We start from the raw sequence: 22292 nt of genomic DNA, 5'->3' as shown, positions 1-22292 counted from the left end.
ACCCGCGTCTGCGAGGTGCATTGCGCGCACAGCTGCGACTCAGCGCTTGGGCTGCGGCGACTCAGTGGCCGATCAGTGGCCGCGCTTGATCCAGTCCTCGAGGGCCGGACTCTCGGCACCGATCGACGTCGAGTCACCGTGTCCGGTGAGCACGACTGTCGCCTCGGGCAGCGGGAAGAGCACGTCGCGGATCGATTCGATGATCGTCTCGAAGCTCGAATGCGACCGGCCCGTGGCTCCGGGGCCGCCGTTGAACAGGGTGTCGCCGGAGAACAGCACCGGACCGACCGCCCGACCGGCACCGGCCGATGCCGGAGCCGGCAGACCGGTCTCGACGAAGAAGCACGTCGAACCGGGGGAGTGGCCGGGGGTGTGCAGAGCCTTGAGTTTGATTCCGCCGACGGTCCAGGTGTCGCCGTGGGCGATCTGTCCATCGGGACGGTAGTTCTCGAAGGTCATGTCCCAGAGCACATAGTCATCGGGATTGAGGTACACGGTGGGGTTGCCCACCCGCTGGGCGAAGTCGCGGACGACGCGCACGTGATCGTCGTGACCGTGCGTGAGCAGAATGGCCTTGACCTCTCTGGATCCGACCGCCTCGGCGATCGCATCGACATCATGGGCCGGGTCGATGACGATGACCTCGGAATCATCACCGATGATCCACACATTGTTGTCGACGTTGTGCGTCTCCCCATCCAGGGAGAACGTACCCGACGTGACGAGATGCTCAATAGCTGTCATTACAGTTCCACCACCGATCGCAGGACTTCTCCCTTGGCCATCTTCTCGAATGCGGATTCGACATCGCCGATGCCGATGCGTTCGGACACGAACTTCTCGAGCGGGAAACGTCCCTGCTGGTAGAGGTCGACGAGCATCGGGAAGTCGCGGTCGGGCAGGCAGTCGCCGTACCACGAGGACTTGAGCTTGCCGCCGCGGCCGAATACGTCGAGCAGCGGAACGGTGAGCTCCATCTCCGGAGTCGGCACGCCGACGAGCACGACGGTGCCGGCGAGGTCGCGGCCGTAGAAGGCCTGCCGCCAGGTGGCGGGGAGTCCGACGGCGTCGATGACGACATCGGCGCCGAAGCCTCCGGTGCGCTCCTGGATCGCGGCGACGACCTCGTCCTCGCTCATGCCCTTCGTGCTCACGGTGTGCGTGGCACCGAAATCGTTGGCCCAGGACAGCTTCTTCTCATCGATGTCGAGCGCGATGATCGTGTTCGCTCCGGCCAGAGCCGAACCGGCGATCGCCGCGCAGCCGACACCGCCGGCGCCGATCACGGCCACGGACTTGCCGCGGGTGACCTCACCGGTGTTGATGGCGGCGCCGATTCCGGCCATCATTCCGCAGCCGAGCAGACCCACGACCGCCGGGTCCGCCTCGGGGACCTTCGTGCACTGTCCGGCGGCGACGAGCGTCTTCTCGGCGAACGAGCCGATGCCCAGTGCGGCTTCGAGCTCGGTGCCGTCGGGCAGGGTCATCTTCTGCGAAGCATTGTGGGTGTCGAAGCAGTACCAGGGTTCGCCGCGCTTGCAGGCACGGCAGTCTCCGCAGATGGCGCGCCAGTTGAGGATGACGAAATCGCCGACCTCGACCTCGGTGACCCCATCGCCGACTTCGGAGACGAACCCGGCGGACTCGTGGCCGAGCAGGAACGGGTAGTCGTCGCTGATTCCGCCTTCGCGGTAGTGGAAGTCCGTGTGGCAGACGCCGCACGACTTCACATCGACGACGACCTCGCCCGGGCCCGGATCCGGGATGACGATGTCGGTGAGTTCGACTGGGGCTCCCTTGCTGCGGGAGATGACGCCCTTGACCGTCTGTGGCATTGCGTCTCCTTTGTGTCTTCGGCAGCGGGTGTCCGCGGATACGGAACCCGAAGTGGACCTGTTGCACCCCGGCAGGGGTGCTCACACCCCCACCCTAACCAGGCCGGACGTCCGCGACCAGTGGGTGATTCAGGAGTGAGACGATGCGTTCGACCTGGGTGGGGTGAGGGTGGATAGGCGAAGGCGGCCCGATGCTTGGATTGCATCGGACCGCCTCGGCGAGGGTGAGCCGATCCGCGTCGCCGAGGCGGTGCTGCGGATCCGACTCAGCCGGTCGTGAACGGGGTGGGGTCCACCCGGTCCGTCAGTCGGCGACGTCCTCGTCGGGGTGCTTGCGCAGGTGCAGCATTGCGGCTCCCAGGCCGCCCCAGACGGTGACCATCGCGATGACCATCATGACGATTGCTGAAGTGCCCATGTCAGACTCCCTTGGTCTCGTTGCGGAGGTTCTCTTCGGCCACGGAGTCGGCGATCGCCTCGTTCATGTCGTCGATCGTCTTCTTCGGCCATCTGACCAGTGTGAGGACGATGGAGGCGACGACGAGCAGGGCGATCATGCCCCAGCCGTAGGTGCCGATGATGACGGCCGGGTAGTCCTCGTAGCCGTCGGTGGCGTAGGCGATGATCTGTGTGACGAGCATGTAGGCGAGCACCACACCGGTGATCGAGATGAGGATCATCCAGGTCCACCCGAGCTTGAAGCTCGAGACTGCGTTGAGGTGACGCTTGAACACCGGCAGCTTGCGCAGCAGCCACGCGACGACGACGATCGCGAGGACGGCCGAGCCGACGATGCCGATGTTGTTCGCCCAGGCATCCATGGTGTCGAGCGCGTAGAGTCCGGTCACCGTGGGCATGAGCACCAGCGAGACGATCGCCATCGCTCCGCCGACGGTCGCCGTCGAGGTCTTGTTGCTGAGACGGAACTTGTCCCGCAGAGCCTGGATCGGCACCTGCACGATCGAGATCAGCGAGGTCAGACCGGCGAAGACGAGGCAGGCGAAGAAGACGAATCCGAAGATCGCCCCGCCGGGCATCTGGGAGATCAGCGTCGGGAAGCCGACGAAGGCCAGGCCGATGCCCGACGATGCCACCTCGGAGACCTCGACGCCCTGCGCAGAGGCCATGAACCCGAGGGCCGCGAAGATTCCGATGCCGGCGAGGATCTCGAACGCCGAGTTCGAGAAGCCGACGACGAGTCCGGAGCCGGTGAGGTTCGTCTTCTTCTTCAGGTAGGAGGCATAGGTGATCATGATGCCGAAGGCGATGGACAGCGAGAAGAAGATCTGACCGTACGCCGCGATCCACACCTTGTGATCTGTCAGCGCCGAGAAGTCGGGAGTGAACAGTGCATTCAGTCCCCCCGCAGCGCCGGGAAGGAACAGCGACCGGACGACGAGGGCGAGGAAGAGGACGATGAGCAGCGGGATGAAGATCTTCGAGAACCGTGCGATGCCGTTCTGCACACCGAGCAGGAGGATGCCGAGGACGATGGCCCACACGATGATGAGCGGGATGAGCACGCCGGGAACGAATTCGAAGGAGATTCCGGGGTCTCCGAGCTTGAGGTACTCGCCGAAGAGGAAGCCCTCCGCGTCATCGCCCCAGGCCTCAGTCAGCGAGAAGAACATATAGGAGCCGGCCCAGCCGATGATGGCGGCGTAGTAGATGCCGATGATGATCGCGATTCCGGTGGCGAACCAACCGATGGGCTCGGCGGCACGGTGAGTCATCCGGTAGGCCAGCGGAGCCGATCCGCGAGACCGGTGGCCCATCGCGTAGTAGAAGAACAGCAGCGGGATGCCTGCTGTCAGCAGAGCGACGAGGTAGGGGATGAGGAAGGCGCCGCCGCCGTTCTCGTAGGTGACATACGGGAAGCGCCAGATGTTGCCGAGGCCGACCGCCGAACCGATGGCCGCGAAGATGAACGCGCCGCGGGAGACGAAGACCTCCCTCTGGGGTGATGACTTGGGTGACATGATGTCCTTTCTTGTCCGGTCGCGGACCATCGTGACCGAGTGGGGCCACCGAAGTTTCGTCTGTGAGATCGGTGGTCCGATGTGAAGTCCGTGATGTGAGAAATGATCTCTGCTGCGGCTTCATTGCATGGCTCCAGTTTACTGTGAAAACGCTGGGCAATGTGCCCGCCGTCACGTGATGCGCATAACAGTCGTGTATCGAATAATGGGAAACTGGGAAATCTTCCACGCCCGGTAGACTTGGGGGCGTGACTATCTCGCTCTACAACACCGCCAGCCGCACGACCGAAGAACTGCGCCCCGTCAACGACGGTCAGGTCGGTATCTATGTCTGTGGCGCCACGGTGCAGGGCGAGCCGCATATCGGCCACCTGCGCTCGGCCTCGGTGTTCGACACTCTGCGCCGCTGGCTGCTCTACAGCGGTTACCGGGTGACCATGATCCGCAACGTCACCGACATCGACGACAAGATCCTGTCGAAGTCCGTCGAGGAGGGTCGGGAATGGTTCGCTCACGCGTATAAGTACGAACGCGCCTTCACCGCCGCCTACGATGCGCTCGATGTGCTGCCGCCGAGCAGCGAACCGCGCGCGACGGGGCACATCACCGAGATGATCGAACTCATCTCCCGCCTCATCGAGGCCGGTCATGCCTACCCTGCGCTCGACGGCAGCGCCGATGTCTACTTCGACGCCGCCTCGTGGAGCGAATACGGGGCACTGACGAACCAGAAGCTCGAGGACATGGAACTGTCCGAGGGGGCCGAGCTGCGCGGGAAGAAGGACGCCAGGGACTTCGCGCTGTGGAAGTCGCACAAGGACTCGGAGCCGATCACCGCCTCGTGGCCGTCGCCGTGGGGACGGGGCCGGCCGGGCTGGCACATCGAGTGCTCGGCCATGTCGACGAAGTACCTGGGGTCGAACTTCGACATCCACGGTGGCGGACTCGACCTGCGCTTCCCGCACCACGAGAACGAGCTCGCCCAGTCCCGAGCGGCCGGCGACCAGTTCGCGAACATCTGGATGCACTCCGGACTGCTCAATGTGGGCGGGGACAAGATGTCGAAGTCTCTGGGCAACTCTGTCTTCGCCTCCGACCTGTTCGACACGTTCAGCCCGCTGGCCGTGCGCTATTTCCTCACCGGCGCCAGCTACCGGTCGATCCTCGACTTCTCGAACGAGGCGATGGAACGCTCGGCGGCCTCGCTCGAACGGCTTCAGAACTTCCTCCAGCGCGCCCGCCAGGCACTCGGAGCGGACGCGCCGGCGCTGCCGGACGTCAGCGACTCCTATGCTTCACGCAGCGTCGACGTTCCAGCCGAATTCGCCGCCGCCCTCGACGACGACCTCGGTGTGCCGCGGGCGCTGTCCGTGGTCTTCGCGTCCGTGAGCGAGGGAGCGAAGCTCCTCGACTCCGGCAGCGACCGGGCGGGACTGGCGCGAATCGTCGCCGAGGTGGAGCTCATGCTCGACATCCTCGGAGTCAATCCCAGCGCCGCTGTCTGGGCCGGATCGGCGACCGATGCCAAGGCGGAGTCCGCACTCGACTCCCTCGTGGCCACCATGGCCGCACGGCGGGCCGAGGCGAAAGCGGAGAAGGACTTCGCCACCGCCGACGCCCTGCGTGACGAACTGGCCGCGGCCGGCGTCATCATCGAGGACACGGCCGACGGGTACCGCTACCACCTCGGCGAGGGCTGAGGTCGACGAATTTCGGTCACGGGCATGAGCTCGTGACCCCAACGCACCTGATAGGAAATACATGGCTTCCAATCCCCGCTCCGGCGGATCGAAGAAGGGCCCGACCAAGGGGTCGGGCGGCAAGAACAGGCGCAGCCTGCGCGGCAAGGGCCCGACGCCCAAGGCCGAGGACCGCGTCTATCACAAGGCGCACAAGGCCGCGCAGCAGCGAAAGAGCTCGAACGCCTCGGCGCAGGCGAAGCGGAAGAAGAAGGAGCTCGGACCGAATATGGTCGCCGGACGCAATTCGGTCCTCGAGGCTCTGCGCGAAGGTGTTCCGGCCACCGCGATGTACGTCTCCGGTCGCATCGACTCCGACGACCGGGTGCGCGAATCCATCACTCTGGCGACTCAGCGCGGCATCTCGATGCTCGAAGCGAGCAAGCCCGACCTCGACCGGCTCACCGACGACGCGATCCACCAGGGCATCGCCCTGCAGGTTCCGCCGTACGAATATGCCGACCCCGCCGACCTGCTCGAATTCGCGGCCGAACGAGCCGAGACTCCGCTGCTCGTGGCCCTCGACGGGATCACCGATCCGCGCAACCTCGGTGCCATCGTCCGGTCGACGGCGGCCTTCGGCGGTCACGGTGTGATCATCCCGGAGCGTCGCGCCGCCTCGATGACGGCCGCGGCGTGGAAGACCTCCGCCGGTGCCGCCTCGCGCATCCGCGTGGCACAGGTGGTCAACCTGGCCAGGGCGATCGATGAGCTGAAGAAGCAGAATGTCTTCGTCGTCGGCCTCGACATGGACGGTGACGTCGAGCTGCCCGAACTGACCTTCACCCGCGACCCGCTGTGCATCGTCGTCGGTTCCGAAGGCAAGGGTCTGTCGCGGCTCATCTCGGAGACGTGCGACCAGATCGTGTCGATCCCGATCGCGGCGACCACCGAGTCGCTCAACGCCGGCATCGCCGCAGCGGTCTCCCTCTACGAGGTGGCACGAGCCCGCCGCCCCTGAAAACCCCCAATTGCTACCTGACGGCGGCCCAGCAACCTCGCGCGAGGTTGCTGGGCCGCCGTCAGGTAGCAATCAGAGGGTGGTGCGGTACGTTGCCTCGTCCATGGCCCCGACCGTTGAGTGGCGGCGGCTGTAGGTGAGATAGACGATGGCGCCGACGACCATCCACACACCGAAGACGATCCACGTCCGCCCGCCGAGGTTGACCATGAGGAACGCACACGCCACGGCTCCCAGCGCGGGGACGACCGGCCCGAACGGAACCTTGAACGAACGGTCGAGGTCGGGGCGCTTGAACCGCAGGTAGATGACGGCGATATTGACCAGGCAGAACGCGAACAGGGTGCCGATGCTCGTGGCATCGGCGAGTTCGCCGAGCGGAATGAGCGCCGCCGTGACGGCCACGAGGCCGCCGACGATGAGAGTGCCGATCAGGGGAGTGCCGGTGCGCTGGGAGACGACCCCGAAGATCTTCGGCACCATGCCGTCCCGCGCCATCGTCAGCAGGATCCGAGACTGACCGTAGAGCACGGTGATGACGACGGAGAAGATCGCGAGCACCGCGGCCACGGCGAAGGCCAGCACCGCGATATTCGACCCGGTGATCTCCTCGACGATCTGCACCAGGGGAGCATGAGCGCCGTCGAACCACTGCCACTGCCGCGCCCCGATCGCTGTGACGGCGACGAGGACGTACATCGAGGTGACGATGAGCATGGAGAAGATGATCGCCCGCGGCAGGTCCCGGCGCGGATTCTTCGCTTCCTCACCGGCCGTGGACGCGGCATCGAAGCCGATATAGGAGAAGAACACGCTGGAGGCGGCCGCGGTGACACCGGCGGCACCCATCGGCAGCATCGGCGCGAAGTTGCCGGCCTTGAACGCGGTGAAAGCGACGACGGCGAAGAAGACGAGGATGCCGATCTTGACGAACACGAGAATGGTGTTGGCGACACCGGATTCGCGGGCGCCGCGCATGAGCAGCACGGTCGCCAGGGCCACGACGACAAGCGCCGAGACGTTGATGATCCCATCCGGATTCTCGGCGAGGCCCGGTCCCGTGGTCAGAGACGCGGGCAGCTCGAGGCCGAAGACGCGCAGGGTCTCGTTGACATAGTCGGCGGCGCCGACGGCGACCGCGGCGACCGAGACCGCGTATTCGAGGACGAGGCACCAGCCGCAGACCCACGCGACGCCCTCACCCAGAGTGGCGTAGGAATACGAGTAGCTCGACCCGGACACCGGCACCATTCCGGCCATCTCGGCGTAACTGACCGCCGACAGCAGCGCCGTGATTCCGGCGAGGACGAAGGCGAGCCAGACGGCGGGGCCGGCCACAGGCACTGCCTCGCCGAGGATGACGAGGATTCCCGTGCCCAAGGTGGCCCCGACGCTGATCATCGTCAGCTGGAAGACGCCGAAGGTCCGCCGCAGCCCACCCTGCTGCGCGGACTGGGCATCGGTGTGGGCCTCGGCGGTCATGGCGCTGATCGACTTGCGTCGTCCCAACTGCCGCAGCACTCCTGTGGGAGTGTGCGTCGGCGGGGTGGACGGTGTGTGCGAAACGGTCATATGAATATTCTTGCATGGCCATGAATATTGTCTCGCCGGGCTCCCCCGTGATCACGGGCGAATCCGTCCTGCGGCGTCGTCGATCTCACACAGCAGAGGTCTCACTCGGCAGAGCCCGCGCAGAACACAGCAGAGGTCTCACACGTCGGGGGTGAATCGGCCGTCCTGGGCCATCCATCCGCCGTCGACGAGCTGCGAGTGCCCGGTGACATAGCTCGAGGCGTCCGAGGCGAGGAAGAGGACGGGCCCGGCGATCTCGTGCAGTCGACCCCACCGGCCCAGGGCGGTCTTGTCCGCGTACGCGTCCCACCATTTCCCCTCGGCCTTGATCTGCTGGGTCAGGGGAGTGTCGAAGGGTCCGGGCAGGATCGCGTTGACGCGCACGCCCTTGCCTCCGAGCTCGCTCGCCATCGTCTTCGTCAGCTGCACCACCCCGGCCTTGGCCGCCGCGTACAGTCCCTGCCCGGGTTCGATGGCCAGTGCCCGGAACGAGGCGTAGGTGACGATCGAGCCGCGACCGCGCTCACCCATCTCACGGCCGAATCCGCGCATCAGTCGGTAGGTGCCCTTGAGGTTGATGTCGATGACCCGGTCGAACTCGTCATCGGAGGTGTCCGTCAGTCGTTTGCGCACATTCGCCCCGGGAGTGATGACGAGGACCTCGGCATCGGCCCAGGCGTCCACGAGCGCGTCGACGGACGCCGTGTCCGTGATGTCCACGGCCACCGCCGAGGCGGACCCACCCCCAGCTCCGCTATCGGCGGCTCCGTGCGCAGCCGATCCCGTGCGACGGGCGGCGATGAGTGCGGCGGTCGCCTCGGCGCCGGCGAGGTTGAGATCGGCGGCGACGACGTGTGCCCCTGCATCGGCCAGCCCGATCGCGCTGGCCTGCCCGAGTCCGGAGCCGGCTCCGACGACGACGGCCGTGCGGCCGCTCAAGTCGAACAGGGACGGGATCGACGGGTTGTTCTCGTTCGTGGGCATCGGCTCGTTCGTCGACATCGGGAGTCCTTCCGGGCGGGGTTCGGTTCCGGAGCGACACCGGTGTCGACTCCGCGGACTTCCAAGGTATGCCCGCCGAGGCGGCCCCGCCGTTCCCGTTTCACCTTGTGGAACATCGGCTGAGGTGGGAGCGTCAGAACTTCTCGCTGTCGACGTAGCGGATCTCGTCGGGGAGGTTCGCCAGGTAGTCGACGATGAAATAGGCGATGGCCTCCATCGTGGGGATGTCGCGTTGGCGGGCGCGAGCCATGGTGCGGCGGTGCTCGGCGAACTCGTAGAAGATCTGCCCGGGTTCGAGTTTGCGGGTGAGGTTCTCCGGGATCGCCTGGATGAGGGGTTTGTACACTTCGTCGAGCCAGCGGCGGGCGGCCTGGGATTCGTCGAGTTCGTCGACTTCGGCGATCTCGGGGGCCGAGCGGAACGAGTCGAGGTCGTTGAGCATCGCCCGCGCCTGGTTCTCGTTCGCACCGATCCCGGTCAGTCGCAGCAGACGCCTCGAATGGTGGTTGGGTTCGACGACCTTCGGGGACACGAGCAGGCTGATGCCGTCGATATCGGTCGTCACGGTCAGTTCGCCGAGGTCGAAGCCCAGGTCGTTGAGGCGGCGGATACGTTCGTCGATGCGCCAGCGTTCGCTGACGCTGAATTCCTCGACCCGGGTCAGCTCCGCCCACAGGGCGTTGTAGGACTCGCACAGTCGCTCACCGGCCGCGAGCGGATCGGTCTCGGGAGCGACGAGTCCCGCGGCCTGCAGATCGAGGAAGTCCCCGGCGATGTTCATCCGCGCGATCCGCAGGTCCATGTTCCGCTGCCCGTCGGAGAGCTGGTCGTGCAGCTCGCCGGTCTCGGCGTCGACGACATAGGCGGCGTAGGCGTCGGCGTCGCGGCGGAAGAGCGTGTTCGACAGGGACACGTCTCCCCAGTAGAAGCCGACGAGGTGAAGGCGGACGAGCAGCACCGCCAGAGCGTCGACGAGGCGACCGCCGGTGTCCTCGGCCAGGTCCCGGGAGAACAGTGCGCGGTAGGGCAGGGAGAATTCGAGATAGGCGGTGATGAGGGCGCCCTTGAGCGCCTCGCCCGATGCGGTCCGGCGGCCGCCGACGACGGCGCGGGCCTCGACGAGGGGGACGTCGAGGTTGCCGAGCGCACCGAGGATGTCGAACTCACGCGTGGCCTGCGCATCGTCGGTCTCCTTGATCGCGAGCACTTCGTCTCCGATCTCGACATAGCGCACGACGTGGCGGGAGATTCCGCGGGGCAGACCGCCCAGCAGCGTCTCCGGCCACTGAGCCAGCGGCAGATGCCAGGGGAGTTCGGCCAAGGCCGCATGATCGGCGTTCCGGACCGTGTGGATCTCCGGTGAGGGAGCGGCCGCGCCGACCGATGCGGCCGCGCCGACCGATGCGGCCGCGCCGACCGATGCGGCCGCGCCGACCGACGTCGACGCCGACGGTGCAGGGTGTGAGGACGGGTCCGGCGGGGGCAGGGTTCCCGGCACGGTTCAGGAGTCCGAGTCGGAGACCGAGGCCACGAGCGCCTCGGCGAGGTCGGGTGTCTCCACCCCGATCAGCCGTCCGTGGTCGAGGAACGCGATCCGGTCGCCGAGGACCTTCGCGTCCTCGAGGTCGGAGGTGGCGTAGATCGTCGTCAGCCCGAATTCCTGCTGCAGGTCCTTGATCAGCGACAGGGTCTCCGTCTGCTGTTCGGGGACGAGGTTGACCACGGGCTCGTCCATGATGAGCACCTTGGGCCGGCGGACCACGGCGCGGGCCAGGGCCACGGTCTGGCGCTGCAGCTGAGTGAGGTCGCCGGGAACCGAGTCGAGGATGTCGCTCAGTCCGATCTTGTCCATCACGGATTCGACGCGCTCTTGGATCTCATCGGCGGGCAGACCGTCGACGCGCAGCGCGAAGCCGAGATTGTCGCGCACGCTCAGATGCGGGTAGAGCGCGTAGCTCTCCAGCGCCAGGGTGACATCGCGGTCGTTGACGGCGGCGTGGGTGATATCGGCGCCGTCGATGAGGATGGTGCCGGTCTTCGGGGTCTCCAGGCCGTGGAGCATCCGCAGGATCGTCGACTTGCCCGACGCGGCGGGACCGTAGAGGACGAGGAACTCGCCGTCATCGACGAAGAGGTTGAACGGGTGAACGGATTCGGACGTCGTGTTCTCGTAGACATGACTGAGGCCATTCAACGACACCGTTGACATAAGTCCTCCTAAAACTTCTGAATAACTCCGTGAGCAGCTGGTCGTCGGTGACCTGGCAGGGATGCTCAGTCACTCTCATCCTAAGGGGTGGAGGGTTGGGGTGCTCTGTGAATTCGACAAAGCGTAGAGTGATTCTCAGCACGATGGCTGTGCGCCGACGCATACCGCAGCGTCCACCCCGCCGACTGCGCCGACGTATACCGCGGCGCGAAAGTAGACTGACGTCTATGAAGGTCACGTTGGACGAGGTCGCCGCCCGGGCCGGAGTCTCTCTGGCCACGGTCTCCCGGGTGCTCGGCCGCCGCGGTGCCGTCGCCGAGTCGACCCGGGCGAAGGTGCTGGAGGCGATGAGCGAGCTCGGCTATTCGCGTTCGACCCTGCTCCATGATGCGCCGAGGCGGCTCGTGGCCGTCAGCGCCCCCGGCAATCCCGAACATTGGCAGGTCCAGGTCTGCACCCGCGTGACCAAAGCCCTGCAGGATCACGATCTCCTCGTCACCCGTCCGCTGGTCGAGACCGATCCGGAACCGCTGCAGACCGCGATCGACGCCGGCGCCGTGGCCCTGGTGACGACGACGATGACGAGCCTGAACACGGAGATCCCCTGTATCCGCGTCGCCGAACAGTCCGCAGCCGAGGAGGCCGACACGGCCGGGACTGAAGTTTCCGTGGCGGGTACGCCCGGAACCGGGCAGGGCAGTGCCGATGTCATCGCAGCGCGGCTCGACCTCGGCGGGGGGATGACCACAGCATTCGAACATCTGCGGGCGATCGGACACCGGAGGATCGGGCTGATCTGCAATGACAGCGGTGAGCTGGCCGTCCAGCTCATCCGCCGCTTCTTAGCCGAACATCCCGCCAGGAATCTCGGGCTCCACTTGGAAGACTGGATCTCACAGGTGCCGAAATCGTTCTCTGGCGGGTCGCGTGCGGTCCTCGAGCTCAAGGACGCGACGTGCACAGCAGTGATCGTCCAGTCGGCTCTGCAGCTGCACGGCGCTCTCCACGGTCTGCGGAATCGGCATCTGCAGGTGCCGCGGGACATGTCGGTCGTCGGGTTCGGCGATTCCCCGACGATGAAGTTCACGGGCCCTCCCGCCACGGTGCTCGGCCTCGACGTCGAGGGACTGTCGAACGCCCTCATCGCGGCGACCCTGCAGACCCTGCGGATCTCGACGACGGGTTTGCCCTCGGTGCCGCCGGTGTTCCGTCCCCGACTCGTCGCCCGGACCTCGACGACGGCGGCCCGCCGATGAGCGATCACCTGCCCGAGCACCGGCACGTCCGCCTCGCCGAGATCGCCGGCACCGCCGGGGTCTCGAAGGCCACCGCCTCACGGGCCCTGCGTGATCCCGAATCGGTCTCGGTCGCCTCTCTCGCGAAGGTGCGGCAGGCGCTGGCGATCCTCGGCGCCACCGGGCAGGCCCCGACGACGGGTGCCGGGGACGGTGCCGGTTCGTCGCTCATCGCGCTCATCAAACCCGCGGTGTCCGCGGGCAATGTCGACCCGTATTCGCGGCTGGCGGAGATCCTGACGAACCGGATGTTCGGACTCGGCATCGCCGTCGTCCACATCGAGGCCATCGCCGAACGCAACGAGGCTCTGCTCGAGACCATCCTCGGCAGCGAACACGGCGGACCGAGGATCTCAGGAGCCATCGTCGTCGGCGGTGGTGCCGCCGGTGTGCTCGCGGGAATGCTCGCCGAACGCGGGCTGCCGCTCATCCGCATCTCGAATGCCCGCCACGACGACGGGATCTCGCGAATCTACCTCGATGCGACCGGCGGAATCGAGACCGCCGTGGCCCACCTCGTCCACCTCGGCCACAGACGCATCGGACTCGCCGTGCTGCGCGATTCGGCGGCCCCGGCCCGGATCGCCGGCTTCCGCAGATCGATGGCAGGGATCCTCCACATCCCCGCCACCCGTGATCAGGCCCCCGTCGTCGAGGCCGCCGGCGGAGCCATGGCCGGAGTCGCCGCCGCCGAGGAGCTGCTCGACCTGCGCTGCACCGCCGTCATCGCCTGCGCCCCGTCCCTGTCCTTCGGCCTGCTCGAAGCCGCCCAGCGGCTGCGGCTCGACGTGCCCCGCGACCTGTCCCTGCTCACAGTCGGCGATGTCCCCGACGCCGATGTCGTCCAACCGCCGCTGTCGCAGGTCGTCTACGACTGGGCGACCGTGGCGCAGTCGGCGATCGACGAGATCCGCGCGATGATCGCCGCCGGGCACGCGCGCGTGCACGTCGACTACACGGTCGACCCGGACCTCGTCCTCCGCGCCAGTGCCGTTCCCCCGCAGCGCCGCTGACCTCGGGGTTCATTCGGATTCACTCGCGCCGAGGCGGCCCGACCGAAGCGTCGGAGCCGGACCATCCTCGCCGAGGCGGCCCTGTCGTGACGTGGATCCGTCCGGTGAGTCGGATCGAGCGGAGTGCGCCGAGGCGGCCCGACCGCGGCCGTGGACGGCCCTCAATCGTGGACGGTGCGGAGGAAATCCGTGCGTTCGGCAACGAGGCGACCGAGCAGGTCGGCCACAGCGGCAGGGTCGGCGATCCGCCACGCAGCGCGAGTCTGCGCGGACCCGACCTTGACGGTGAGACCAGCGTTCAGAGCGCGGGAGTCCGTGAGTTCGTCGAGTGCCGCGAAGGCGTCCTCATCGGTGACATCATCGCCGAGGTAGCCCATTGCCGTCGGTTCGCCGGCGCGGGCGAGCAGCCGGATGCCATCGCCTTTCGTCGCCTGCTTGACGGCGAGTTCGGTGATGTCGTGGCCTTCGATGACACGGATGTCCGGGAACTCCTCGACCACCTCGGTGGCGTGCTCGTGGAGGGCCGCGGCGGCCTCGGGGGCGAGTCCGCGAGTGTGGACCGTCCGCGAATAGGGTTTGGACTCGATGAGGAAATCCGAGGCACCGTCGGCATCGCCTGAGCCGTCGGTGCCCGGAAGCGTGTGTTCGAATGCGTCGAGATGAGCATCGATGGCGGCGAGTCTGTCCGCCTCGGCCGCGGTGAGTTCGGGAGACCGGCCCACTGCGGAGTCGGGATCGCGATCAGCGTCGCTGCCGAGTTCGGCCTCCGCGCCGTGCGAACCGATCAGCCACGCCGAGTCCGGGGCTGCGGACAGCCGGCGCAGGGTCGCGATATCGCGACCGGACACCAGCGCCACCCGCGTGCGCGGCAGGCCGGCGAGCGCCGCGACGGCCGCAGCCGATTCGGGGACCATCCGGGAGGTCGACGGATCGTCTTGCAGGGGCGCGAGCACCCCATCGAAATCCAAGGCCAGCAACAGCGATTCGGCGGTGGCGAGATCACGCAGGACCACCTCGGCGGGGGTGGAGCGGGCAGGACCGAGCACGGTCGGCTTCGATGTCACTGTGCTTCTCCTAGCGGGCGGTGGAGATATCGTCTGTCCACTCGGCATCATCGGGTCGCTCGGCGCGATCGGACGGGGCCGCCGGCACGTCCGGCGGCGGTGCGGTCCGCTTCTTCTGCACCACGGGCTGTTCGGGGACGATGGCCTCGGGATTGTCCTTGATGTGCTCGAGCTCGGCGAGGAAGTTCTTCGACCACCGGCTCACGGTGTCGGTGGCGACCCTCTTGCGCATCTGCTTCATCCGGCGTGTGCGAGTCCTCTCGTCCATCTGCACAGCTTCGAGGATTCCCGCCTTGAGGTCGGCGATGTCGTGGGGATTGACCATCACCGCGCCCTTGAGCTGTTCGGCCGCTCCGGTGAATTCGGAGAGCACGAGAGCGCCGTCGTCGCGCCTCCGGCACGCCACATACTCCTTGGCAACAAGGTTCATTCCGTCGCGCAGAGCGGTCACCAGCATGACATCGGCGGCGAGGAAGAACGCCGTCATCTCATCGCGCGGGTAGGAATGGTGGAGGTAGCGCACGGGGATCGACCCCACGTCGACCTGCTCTCCGTTGATCCGCCCGACGGCCAGTTCGACGTCGTGGCGGATGATCTTGTACTGCTCGAGCCGCTCCCGCGACGGGGTCGCGATCTGGATGAGCACAACATCTTCGACATCGAGTCGGCCTTCGGCGAGCAGCTCCCCGAACGCCTTGAGTCGGTGGCGGATGCCCTTCGTGTAGTCCATCCGATCGACGCCGAGCATGACGACCCGCGGATTGCCGACCTCCTCGCGGATCTGCTTCGCCCTCTCGACGATCTTCGGATCGCGGGCGAGCTCCTCGAGATAGGGAGTGTCGATCGAGATCGGGAACGACTCGGCGCGGACGAGGTGGGCCGGGAGGAAGTCGCCCGGCGGGACCGATACCGTCGACCCCTTCGTCGCATATCCCAGACGTCCGCGGACGGCGCGGCGGAAGTTCGCTGCGTCCGCCGGCCTCTGGAACCCGATGAGGTCGGCGCCGAGGAGCCCGCGGAGGATCTCGTCGCGCCACGGCAGCTGAGCGAAGAGCTCGTAGGGCGGGAAGGGAATGTGGTTGAAGAACCCGATCGCGAGGTCCGGGCGCAGGCGTCGGACCATCTGCGGGACCAGCTGGAGCTGATAATCATGGATCCACACGGTCGCGGACTCCGCGGCCACCTCGGTGACCTTGTGCGCGAAGCGCTCATTGACCCGCACATACGCATCCCACCAGGTGCGGTGGTACTCGGGCGGGACGATGACGTCGTGGTAGAGCGGCCACAGCGTGGCGTTGGAAAACCCTTCGTAGTACCTGAGGACATCCTCACTTGTCAGGGTCACCGGGGTCAGATGCATGCCGTCGATCGTGAAGGGCTCGAAGTCCTCGTCGGCGACGCCCGTCCAGCCGATCCACGCCCCCTCCTGGGCCTTCATCACGGGAGCCACCGCGGTGACCAAACCTCCTGGTGAGGTACGCCATCCGTGGTTCGCATCATGAGGATCACGGTCGACGGGCAGGCGGTTGGCCACGACGACGAAATCGCTGTCGCCGAAGGGGGTGTCGGTGCTGGGCTCGGCAGAGTCGACGGTGCTCATCTGCGCCTCCTCCTGTGTCGGTCCTTGGAATGAACTCTACTCGCTCGACTAGGCTTGGCCAGGTGATGGATCAGGAACTGGGAGGCTACCGCCTCATCGAGGAGCTCGGCTCGGGCGGCATGGGTGTCGTCTACCTCGGTGTCGACGGCGGAAACCACCCGGTCGCCGTCAAGGTCCTCCATCCGCACATCGCCAATGATGAGACCGCACGCAAGCGTCTGGCCCGCGAGACCCGCACCCTGCGGCGGATCCGCCACCCCCGCATCGCCGAGGTCCTCGACGCGGAGCTCGATTCCGCGCAGCCGTTCATCATCACCGAATTCGTCGACGGGCAGACCCTGTCCGACGATGTCCGTGACAACGGCCCCTTCGCCGAGGATGAGCTCGTCCACTTCGGCCATGCCCTCCTCGACGCCCTCAACGCCGTCCACGATGCCGGCGTCATCCACCGTGACCTCAAACCCGCGAACGTGATGATCATGGACGGCGAGCCCATGGTCATCGACTTCGGCATCGCCCAGGTCGCCGACGAAGTGCGCGTGACCGCCACCGGTCTGGTCATGGGCACCCCCGGCTATCTGTCCCCGGAGATCGCCGACGGCAAGACTTCGAGTGAGAAGACCGACTGGTGGGGGTGGGCCGCGACGATGGCGTTCGCCGCCACGGGCCGCAACCCCTACGGGGCCGGACCCTTGGAAGCCGTGCTCGGTCGTGTGGCCATGGGCAAATTCGACCTCGACGGGGCGCCGAAGAACTTCGCTCCGCTCATCTCCGCCTGCCTCGATCCGAAACCCGAACGCCGTCCGTCGGGGCAGATGATCCTCGACGCTCTCGTCGACATCGAGTCCGGGCGGATGCCGCAGCTCGGGTCGGGGCCCAGCGGCGGAGCCGGTCCGGGTGGTCCGCAGCGGTCACCGAGCGGAACCGCGGTCATGCCCGCCGTCGATGACGGCGGCGGTCGTGGCGGTGCCGGTCACGGTGGAGCCGGGGCCGCTGGGGCAGCGCTCGGGGGTGCGGCTATCGGCGCAGGCACCGGCTATCCGGGAGCCGGACCGTCCGGAGGCGGGCAGCCGCAGTACCCCGGATCCAGCCGGCCCACCAGTCATGCCGGGTCCGGCCACGGTGCAGGGCCCGGCCACAGTGCGGGGCCCGGCCAGGGTGCGGGGCCCGGCCAGGGTGCGGGGCCCGGCCAGGGGACGGGCTATGGCTCCGGGCGGATGCACGGGCAGCCCCCGCAACAGGCGACCGCCCCGCCGATCAGCAACCCCAACGGCGGCATTCAGGCAGGTCCGGGATCGCCCATGGCCGGCGCGGACCTCGGCCGTTCCGGCTTCGTTCAGCCCGGTCAGGGGCAGAACCTCGTCGGGCCGAGCGGTCCCGGTGGTCCGCATGGTCAGGCTCATCAGGGGCAGTGGGGCGACCAGGCCGGTCACGGCGGGCAGCTCATGGGGCCGGGCGGGCAGCCGACGCAGCCAGGCGGGCAGCAGATGCAGCCCGGTGGACAGCCGTTGCAGCCGATGGGATACCGACGGGTGCAGTCGGGCGGCTGGGTCGTCTTCGGGCTCGTGGCTCTGGCCGTCGCCGTCATGCCCCTCGGGCCCCTGGTCATCTGCCTCGTCTCTCTGATCTGGTCGGTGCTCGCCCGCACCGGCACGCGTCTGGATCGGAAGGTCCAGCGGTATCGGTTCGAGCGCGGAACCGATTCGGGCGGATTCTTCCGGGCGCTCGCCTCGGCGCCGGGGGCCGTGCTGGCTTCGACCCTGACCTCGGTGGCCTCGCTCATCCTGCCGGCGATCGCGGCCGCCGCCGCGCTCGTGCTCACCCGGCTCGACATCGCCGGGATCGTGCCCAGCGGGTCGTCCGAACAATGGTCGGTGTGGGCCGCGGGCGCTGCCGGTTCACTGGTGCTGTGGGTCGGACCGGGAGCCTCGAGCCTGCGCTTCGGTTCGCGGCTGCTCGTCTCGGGAGCCACTCGCAACCAGCTCGGCCGGCTCATCGCCTTGGCCGTGATCGCGCTGCTCGTCATCCTCGCCGTCATGGTCATCCAGTCGGGGGCGGCCATGTCCTGGTGGCCGCTGACGATGAACCCCTTCGACTACCTGCCCGGACCGGTGTGAGGCGACCGGTGTGGCTGCCTGGTCCGGTGCGTGCCGGAAGCTACCGGCGCAGTGTTGAGGTAGTTGAACGTTGTAGTTGAACCTTGAATGTTTCTGGGAGTCGGCGCAGCACCTGTTTCGGTACAGTGGTGCCGTCGGGTCGCGGAAGCCGTCCCGCACCGTTCGGGCCACAGGCCGCACCGATGTCAGACGATCCAACGTGAGGAACAATGGCGAAGAACAACTCCGCGGACGACAAGCGGAACCGCGCACGCGAGAACGCCCGGCAGATCGCGGCGAATCAGGCGAAGAAGGAGAAGACCGCGAAGACGATCCTGTACACCGGGATCGCAGTGGTCGTCGTCGCTGTGCTGGCCGTGGTCGCCGTGCTGGTCTTCCAGCAGAGCAAACCAGCTGTCAGCCCCACGAACTATGTGTCCGACGGAATCACCGTGGGCAAGGACAACACGCTCGTGCAGCCGCTGAAGATGCCCGAGGGTGAGGAGTCGGATCTACCGGCTCCGACCGAGGAGGGCGCGAAGGAGGGGGCCGCTACGGTCACCGTCTACCTCGACTTCCAGTGCCCCGGCTGCAAGGCCTTCGAGGAAGGCAATGCGAGCATGCTGCGCAAGCTCGCCGACGAGGGATCGATCGTCGTCAACTACAAGCCGGTGTCGTTCCTCGACCGCATGTCCAGCGGAAACGAGTACTCGACCCGCGCTGCCAACCTCTCCGCCTGTGTCGTCGACAGCCAGCCCGAGGTCGCTATCGACCTGTTCGACGCGCTCTACGCCCAGCAGCCGGAGGAGGGCACCGAGGGCCGCACCGATGAGGAGCTGCTCAAGGTCGCCGAGGACGCCGGTGTCGACACTTCGAAGAAGCTCCAGGCCGATCCCGAGCAGACCGTGGAGTCCTGCGTCACCGACCGGACCTTCGACAAGTTCGTCGAGCAGTCGAGCCAGACCGCTCTGGACGACGGAGTCGAAGCCACCCCGTGGGTGCTCATCAATGGCGAGCACACCGACAAGACCAGCGACTCGCAGGCACTGGCCACCGAGATCCTCAAGGCCACCGGAGAGTTCAAGGGCTGAGCCACTGAGTTCCTGACCGGGTGCTGGCCGAGGCCGGAACCGGAATCAGACCAGCACAACGCTCGGCTCGACAGAGCACGATCGAAGGCCGGACCCCGCCGAGGTGGGGTCCGGCCCTCTTCGTCCCCGGCGGTTTTGTGGCCGGGCCCGGCCATGGACTACTATCGTGTAGGCGCGCACGCTCGGTGCGCACCACGCCTCCTTAGCTCAGTTGGTAGAGCACCGCTCTTGTAAAGCGAAGGTCGTCAGTTCGAGTCTGACAGGGGGCTCACCTGACCAGGGCAGACACTCGATTGTCTGCCCTGGTTCTTTGCGTGATGACACGGTTATGACACGTGAACCGTCAGAACCAGCGGTACGCGGGGCTTCTTCTTGCCCGGGCGAGGACGGAATCAACACTGCGGTCGCATTCCCACGGGGCATCGCCCTTTTCGCTGCCCGGCTCCAGCTTCGTCCGCCCGGCTCCCGAGTTCCGGACGATCCGTGCGGACTTCGGCCACGAATTCCCGCACGGATCGTCCGGAACTTCACCAGCGACTCGCTCCGACTGAGGTGTGACTCCCAGCAGCCGGACTAGCCGGAGCGCTCACGGTAGGCCCACAACGGCGCAGTCTCGGCCGGCCAGCCCACGTCGGAAGACGGGCTGTGCAACCACGATTGCGCCGGACGCCCGAAAGTCCAGCCGCCGACACTTGAATGAGGGGCGCGACAGCGGAGTGGCGAAGGCCGAGTGGCAACGGTGGAGGTCGGTGGACGGGCGCAGCGACGGTCGAGTCGCAGGCTAGCTCTGGCCGTCGCGTCTGAACACGAGCATGAGGGAGCGCATGCTCAGCACGAAGCCGCCGAAGAGCAGCACGAAGCCGAAGAACGAGTACAGGTGGATGTCCTTCGTCAGCAGCGGACCCTCATCGCTGGTGATGAGCATGATCGATCCCACCACGGCGGCCCCGGCGAGGACGGCGACGATGAGCTGTTGGAACAGGCTGGTGAGGAAGCTGCGGTCGGACGGATTCTCGAGCACACGCATGTTCATCGAGAAGCGGCCCTGCTCGAGATCCTCGGTGATCTTGTTGATCCGGCGCGGCATGCGGTCGATCATCGGCATCAGCTGCAGGGCCCGGCGCTGCAGCTCATCGGTGATCTTCGTGCCCTTGAGCTTCGACCTCACGAGCCTGTTGCCCTCCTTCCGGGACACGGCGACGACGTCGAAGTTCGGATCGATCGTCAGCAGCGCACCCTCCACGGAGGCCATGGCTCGGAAGGCGGTGCTGATCGGCGCCGGCACGGAGAAGCGATGAGCGAGCACGAGGTTGAACAGATCGTCGAAGAGCTTCTGGCCCTGCGTCGCGCGGGTGCCGCCGCCGTAGCGCAGCAGGAGTTCGCCGACGGCGCGCTCGACCTCCCGATCATCGAGCCCGTCGGGACGTCCGAGGAGTTCGATGAGGGCGTCGGTGGCCCCGGCACTGTCGTTCTGGTCGATGGAATAGAGCATCAGGCCCAGCGACGTCTGCGTGGCCGGGTCGAGTCGTCCGACCGCACCGAAGTCGAGCAGCCCCAGCTTCCCCTCGGGAGTGATGAAGATGTTGCCGGCATGCAGATCGGCGTGGAAGATCCCATCACCGATGATCTGCTCGAGCGTGGCACCCAGCAGAGTGGTCGCCAACCGGGAGCGTTCGGCATCGCTGAGCCCGGTCAGCAGCATCCCCGCACGCGAGACCGGCTGTCCGGGCAGCCGGTCCATCACCAGCAGGCGTTCGCCGCTGAGGCCCGGATAGCCGTGCGGAACGGTGACGTCGAACTTGCCCGACCGTGTCAGTGAGGCCTCGATGCTGGCCATGTTGTCCAGCTCGATCCGATAGTCGAGCTCCTCCTCGAGCGTGTTCGCGAACCCTGCGGCCAGCGACTGCACACCCAGGTCTCGACCCCACGTCGTGGTCGTGTTCAGCCAGCCCGCCAACCGCAGGATGATATCGAGATCCTGCGCGACCTGATTGAGCGCCTTCGGTCGCTGCACCTTGACGATGACCTCTGTGCCGTCGAGCAGAGTCGCCTCATGGACCTGCGCCACCGAGGCGGCCGCCAGCGGTGTGGAGTCGATGCGCGCGAAGATCTCTCCGATCGGCCGACCGAGCCGCTCGGCGATGGCCGGCTCGATGACCGACCACGGTTCGGGGGTCACCTGCGTCTGCAGAGTCTCGAGTTCACGGACGAACACCGGCGGGAGGATGTCTCGCCGGGTCGAGAGCATCTGTCCGAGTTTGACGAAGGTCACCCCCGCCTCGGCGAGGGATTCCTTGAGCGCTCGCGCGGTCTTGACCTCCCGGCCCGGCGAATCCCCGCCGAAACCGCGCAGCTGGGAGCCGAGCCCGTGCCGCACCGCAATGGATACGACCTGGGCATAGCGGCGGGCGCGGCGACGTCGGGACCTCCACCCGAAGAACAGCGACTGCGGGCTCGGCAGGGATCCGGTCGGAAAGGCCGCTTCGAGCATGACGAGGGCGCCGACGCCCAGGGCGAAGATCCACCCGAGGGCGAGCACTATGAACAGCACCGCCACTCCGGGGGAGACGTCGAGTCCGTCAGTGTTCTGCCCGGTGCCGGCCCGGTAGAGGTACTGGACGGTCACAGCGACGACGGCGCTCATGACGAGGCCCACGGCCAGTGTGCGCGGCCAGCCGGTGGGCACACCGACGACGCGACGGACCACGGTGGCGGCGAACCATGACTGGAGGAAGAGGAAGACGAGTGCGGCCAGGCTCACCAGCACATATCCGCCGACGTCCAGTGCTTCCATCGATGACTCTCCTGATCCTGGTCGGACTCTCAGCTGTGGGCC

Annotated in this window: 17 protein-coding genes and 1 tRNA gene; 7 read left to right on the top strand and 11 right to left on the bottom strand. The window is 66.9% G+C overall.

Translation table 11 applies throughout. The features are described from left to right. Positions 1-72: 72 nt before the first annotated feature. The 4 genes from QYM46_RS15995 to QYM46_RS15980 all read right to left on the bottom strand — a co-directional run bounded on the left by QYM46_RS15995 (position 73) and on the right by QYM46_RS15980 (position 3814). Positions 73-744 carry an MBL fold metallo-hydrolase gene (locus QYM46_RS15995; RefSeq protein ID WP_169253232.1) on the bottom strand — a complete coding sequence of 224 codons (672 nt, stop codon included), beginning with the start codon at positions 742-744 and terminating at the stop codon, positions 73-75. Next, positions 744-1835: an S-(hydroxymethyl)mycothiol dehydrogenase gene (locus QYM46_RS15990; RefSeq protein WP_432789756.1), complete on the bottom strand. Its 1092-nt coding sequence runs from the start codon at positions 1833-1835 to the stop codon at positions 744-746. Before QYM46_RS15990 ends, QYM46_RS15995 begins: the two co-directional genes overlap by 1 nt. Positions 1836-2139: 304 nt before the next feature. Further along, positions 2140-2253, bottom strand: a complete 114-nt coding sequence (locus tag QYM46_RS15985) for a methionine/alanine import family NSS transporter small subunit (protein ID WP_081770452.1) — start codon at positions 2251-2253, stop codon at positions 2140-2142. Position 2254: 1 nt separating this feature from the next. Beyond that, positions 2255-3814: a sodium-dependent transporter gene (locus tag QYM46_RS15980; protein WP_432789755.1), complete on the bottom strand. Its 1560-nt coding sequence runs from the start codon at positions 3812-3814 to the stop codon at positions 2255-2257. 248 nt (positions 3815-4062) lie between these two features. Here QYM46_RS15980 and cysS point away from each other — a divergent pair, with 248 nt between their 5' ends. Together cysS and rlmB are read left to right on the top strand one after the other, a co-directional pair. Beyond that, positions 4063-5514 (top strand): cysteine--tRNA ligase, encoded by a 1452-nt coding sequence (cysS, locus tag QYM46_RS15975; RefSeq protein ID WP_432789754.1) that lies wholly within the window; start codon positions 4063-4065, stop codon positions 5512-5514. A 61-nt stretch (positions 5515-5575) separates the two neighbouring features. Further along, positions 5576-6514 carry a 23S rRNA (guanosine(2251)-2'-O)-methyltransferase RlmB gene (gene rlmB / locus QYM46_RS15970; RefSeq protein WP_432789753.1) on the top strand — a complete coding sequence of 313 codons (939 nt, stop codon included), beginning with the start codon at positions 5576-5578 and terminating at the stop codon, positions 6512-6514. A 72-nt stretch (positions 6515-6586) separates the two neighbouring features. Here the strand turns inward: rlmB and QYM46_RS15965 are convergent, their stop codons facing one another. From QYM46_RS15965 to QYM46_RS15950, 4 genes are all read right to left on the bottom strand, one after another. After that, complete coding sequence (locus QYM46_RS15965; protein ID WP_432789752.1) at positions 6587-8086, bottom strand: amino acid permease; 1500 nt, start codon at positions 8084-8086, stop codon at positions 6587-6589. 138 nt (positions 8087-8224) lie between these two features. After that, a complete protein-coding gene (locus QYM46_RS15960) occupies positions 8225-9088 on the bottom strand; it encodes an SDR family NAD(P)-dependent oxidoreductase (RefSeq protein WP_248278978.1) in 864 nt (287 codons plus the stop codon). 133 nt (positions 9089-9221) lie between these two features. Next, complete coding sequence (locus QYM46_RS15955; protein WP_432789751.1) at positions 9222-10586, bottom strand: DUF4032 domain-containing protein; 1365 nt, start codon at positions 10584-10586, stop codon at positions 9222-9224. Between the two features lie 3 nt (positions 10587-10589). Further along, positions 10590-11297 (bottom strand): ABC transporter ATP-binding protein, encoded by a 708-nt coding sequence (locus QYM46_RS15950; protein ID WP_432789750.1) that lies wholly within the window; start codon positions 11295-11297, stop codon positions 10590-10592. Positions 11298-11524: 227 nt separating this feature from the next. Between QYM46_RS15950 and QYM46_RS15945 the strand changes: the two genes are divergently transcribed. After that, a complete protein-coding gene (locus QYM46_RS15945) occupies positions 11525-12553 on the top strand; it encodes a LacI family DNA-binding transcriptional regulator (protein WP_432789749.1) in 1029 nt (342 codons plus the stop codon). After that, on the top strand, positions 12550-13605 hold the full coding sequence (locus QYM46_RS15940; RefSeq protein ID WP_432789748.1) for a substrate-binding domain-containing protein: 1056 nt from the start codon (positions 12550-12552) through the stop codon (positions 13603-13605). The genes QYM46_RS15945 and QYM46_RS15940 overlap by 4 nt, the downstream gene beginning before the upstream one ends. A gap of 161 nt (positions 13606-13766) precedes the next feature. Here the strand turns inward: QYM46_RS15940 and QYM46_RS15935 are convergent, their stop codons facing one another. Both QYM46_RS15935 and QYM46_RS15930 read right to left on the bottom strand, forming a co-directional pair. After that, the gene (locus QYM46_RS15935) at positions 13767-14669 is read right to left on the bottom strand and encodes a trehalose-phosphatase (protein WP_169253224.1); all 903 of its coding nucleotides are present in this window, start codon (positions 14667-14669) and stop codon (positions 13767-13769) included. A gap of 10 nt (positions 14670-14679) precedes the next feature. Beyond that, complete coding sequence (locus tag QYM46_RS15930; protein ID WP_169253223.1) at positions 14680-16269, bottom strand: alpha,alpha-trehalose-phosphate synthase (UDP-forming); 1590 nt, start codon at positions 16267-16269, stop codon at positions 14680-14682. Between the two features lie 65 nt (positions 16270-16334). Between QYM46_RS15930 and QYM46_RS15925 the strand changes: the two genes are divergently transcribed. The 3 genes from QYM46_RS15925 (at position 16335) to QYM46_RS15915 (ending at position 19725) form a co-directional block, all read left to right on the top strand. After that, a complete protein-coding gene (locus QYM46_RS15925) occupies positions 16335-18386 on the top strand; it encodes a serine/threonine-protein kinase (RefSeq protein ID WP_432791750.1) in 2052 nt (683 codons plus the stop codon). A gap of 209 nt (positions 18387-18595) precedes the next feature. Next, a complete protein-coding gene (locus QYM46_RS15920) occupies positions 18596-19456 on the top strand; it encodes a DsbA family protein (protein WP_432789747.1) in 861 nt (286 codons plus the stop codon). 196 nt (positions 19457-19652) lie between these two features. After that, positions 19653-19725: transfer RNA gene (locus tag QYM46_RS15915), tRNA-Thr, on the top strand. Positions 19726-20237: 512 nt separating this feature from the next. Here QYM46_RS15915 and QYM46_RS15910 read toward each other — a convergent pair. Next, a complete protein-coding gene (locus QYM46_RS15910; protein ID WP_432789746.1) occupies positions 20238-22250 on the bottom strand; it encodes an ABC1 kinase family protein in 2013 nt (670 codons plus the stop codon). Between the last annotated feature and the right edge of the window lie 42 nt (positions 22251-22292).

This window comes from Brevibacterium sp. K11IcPPYGO002 (assembly GCF_050920635.1).
Lineage (GTDB): Bacteria > Actinomycetota > Actinomycetes > Actinomycetales > Brevibacteriaceae > Brevibacterium.
Note: the sequence above shows the minus strand (reverse complement) of the source record. Positions and strands in the feature narration are given on the sequence as shown.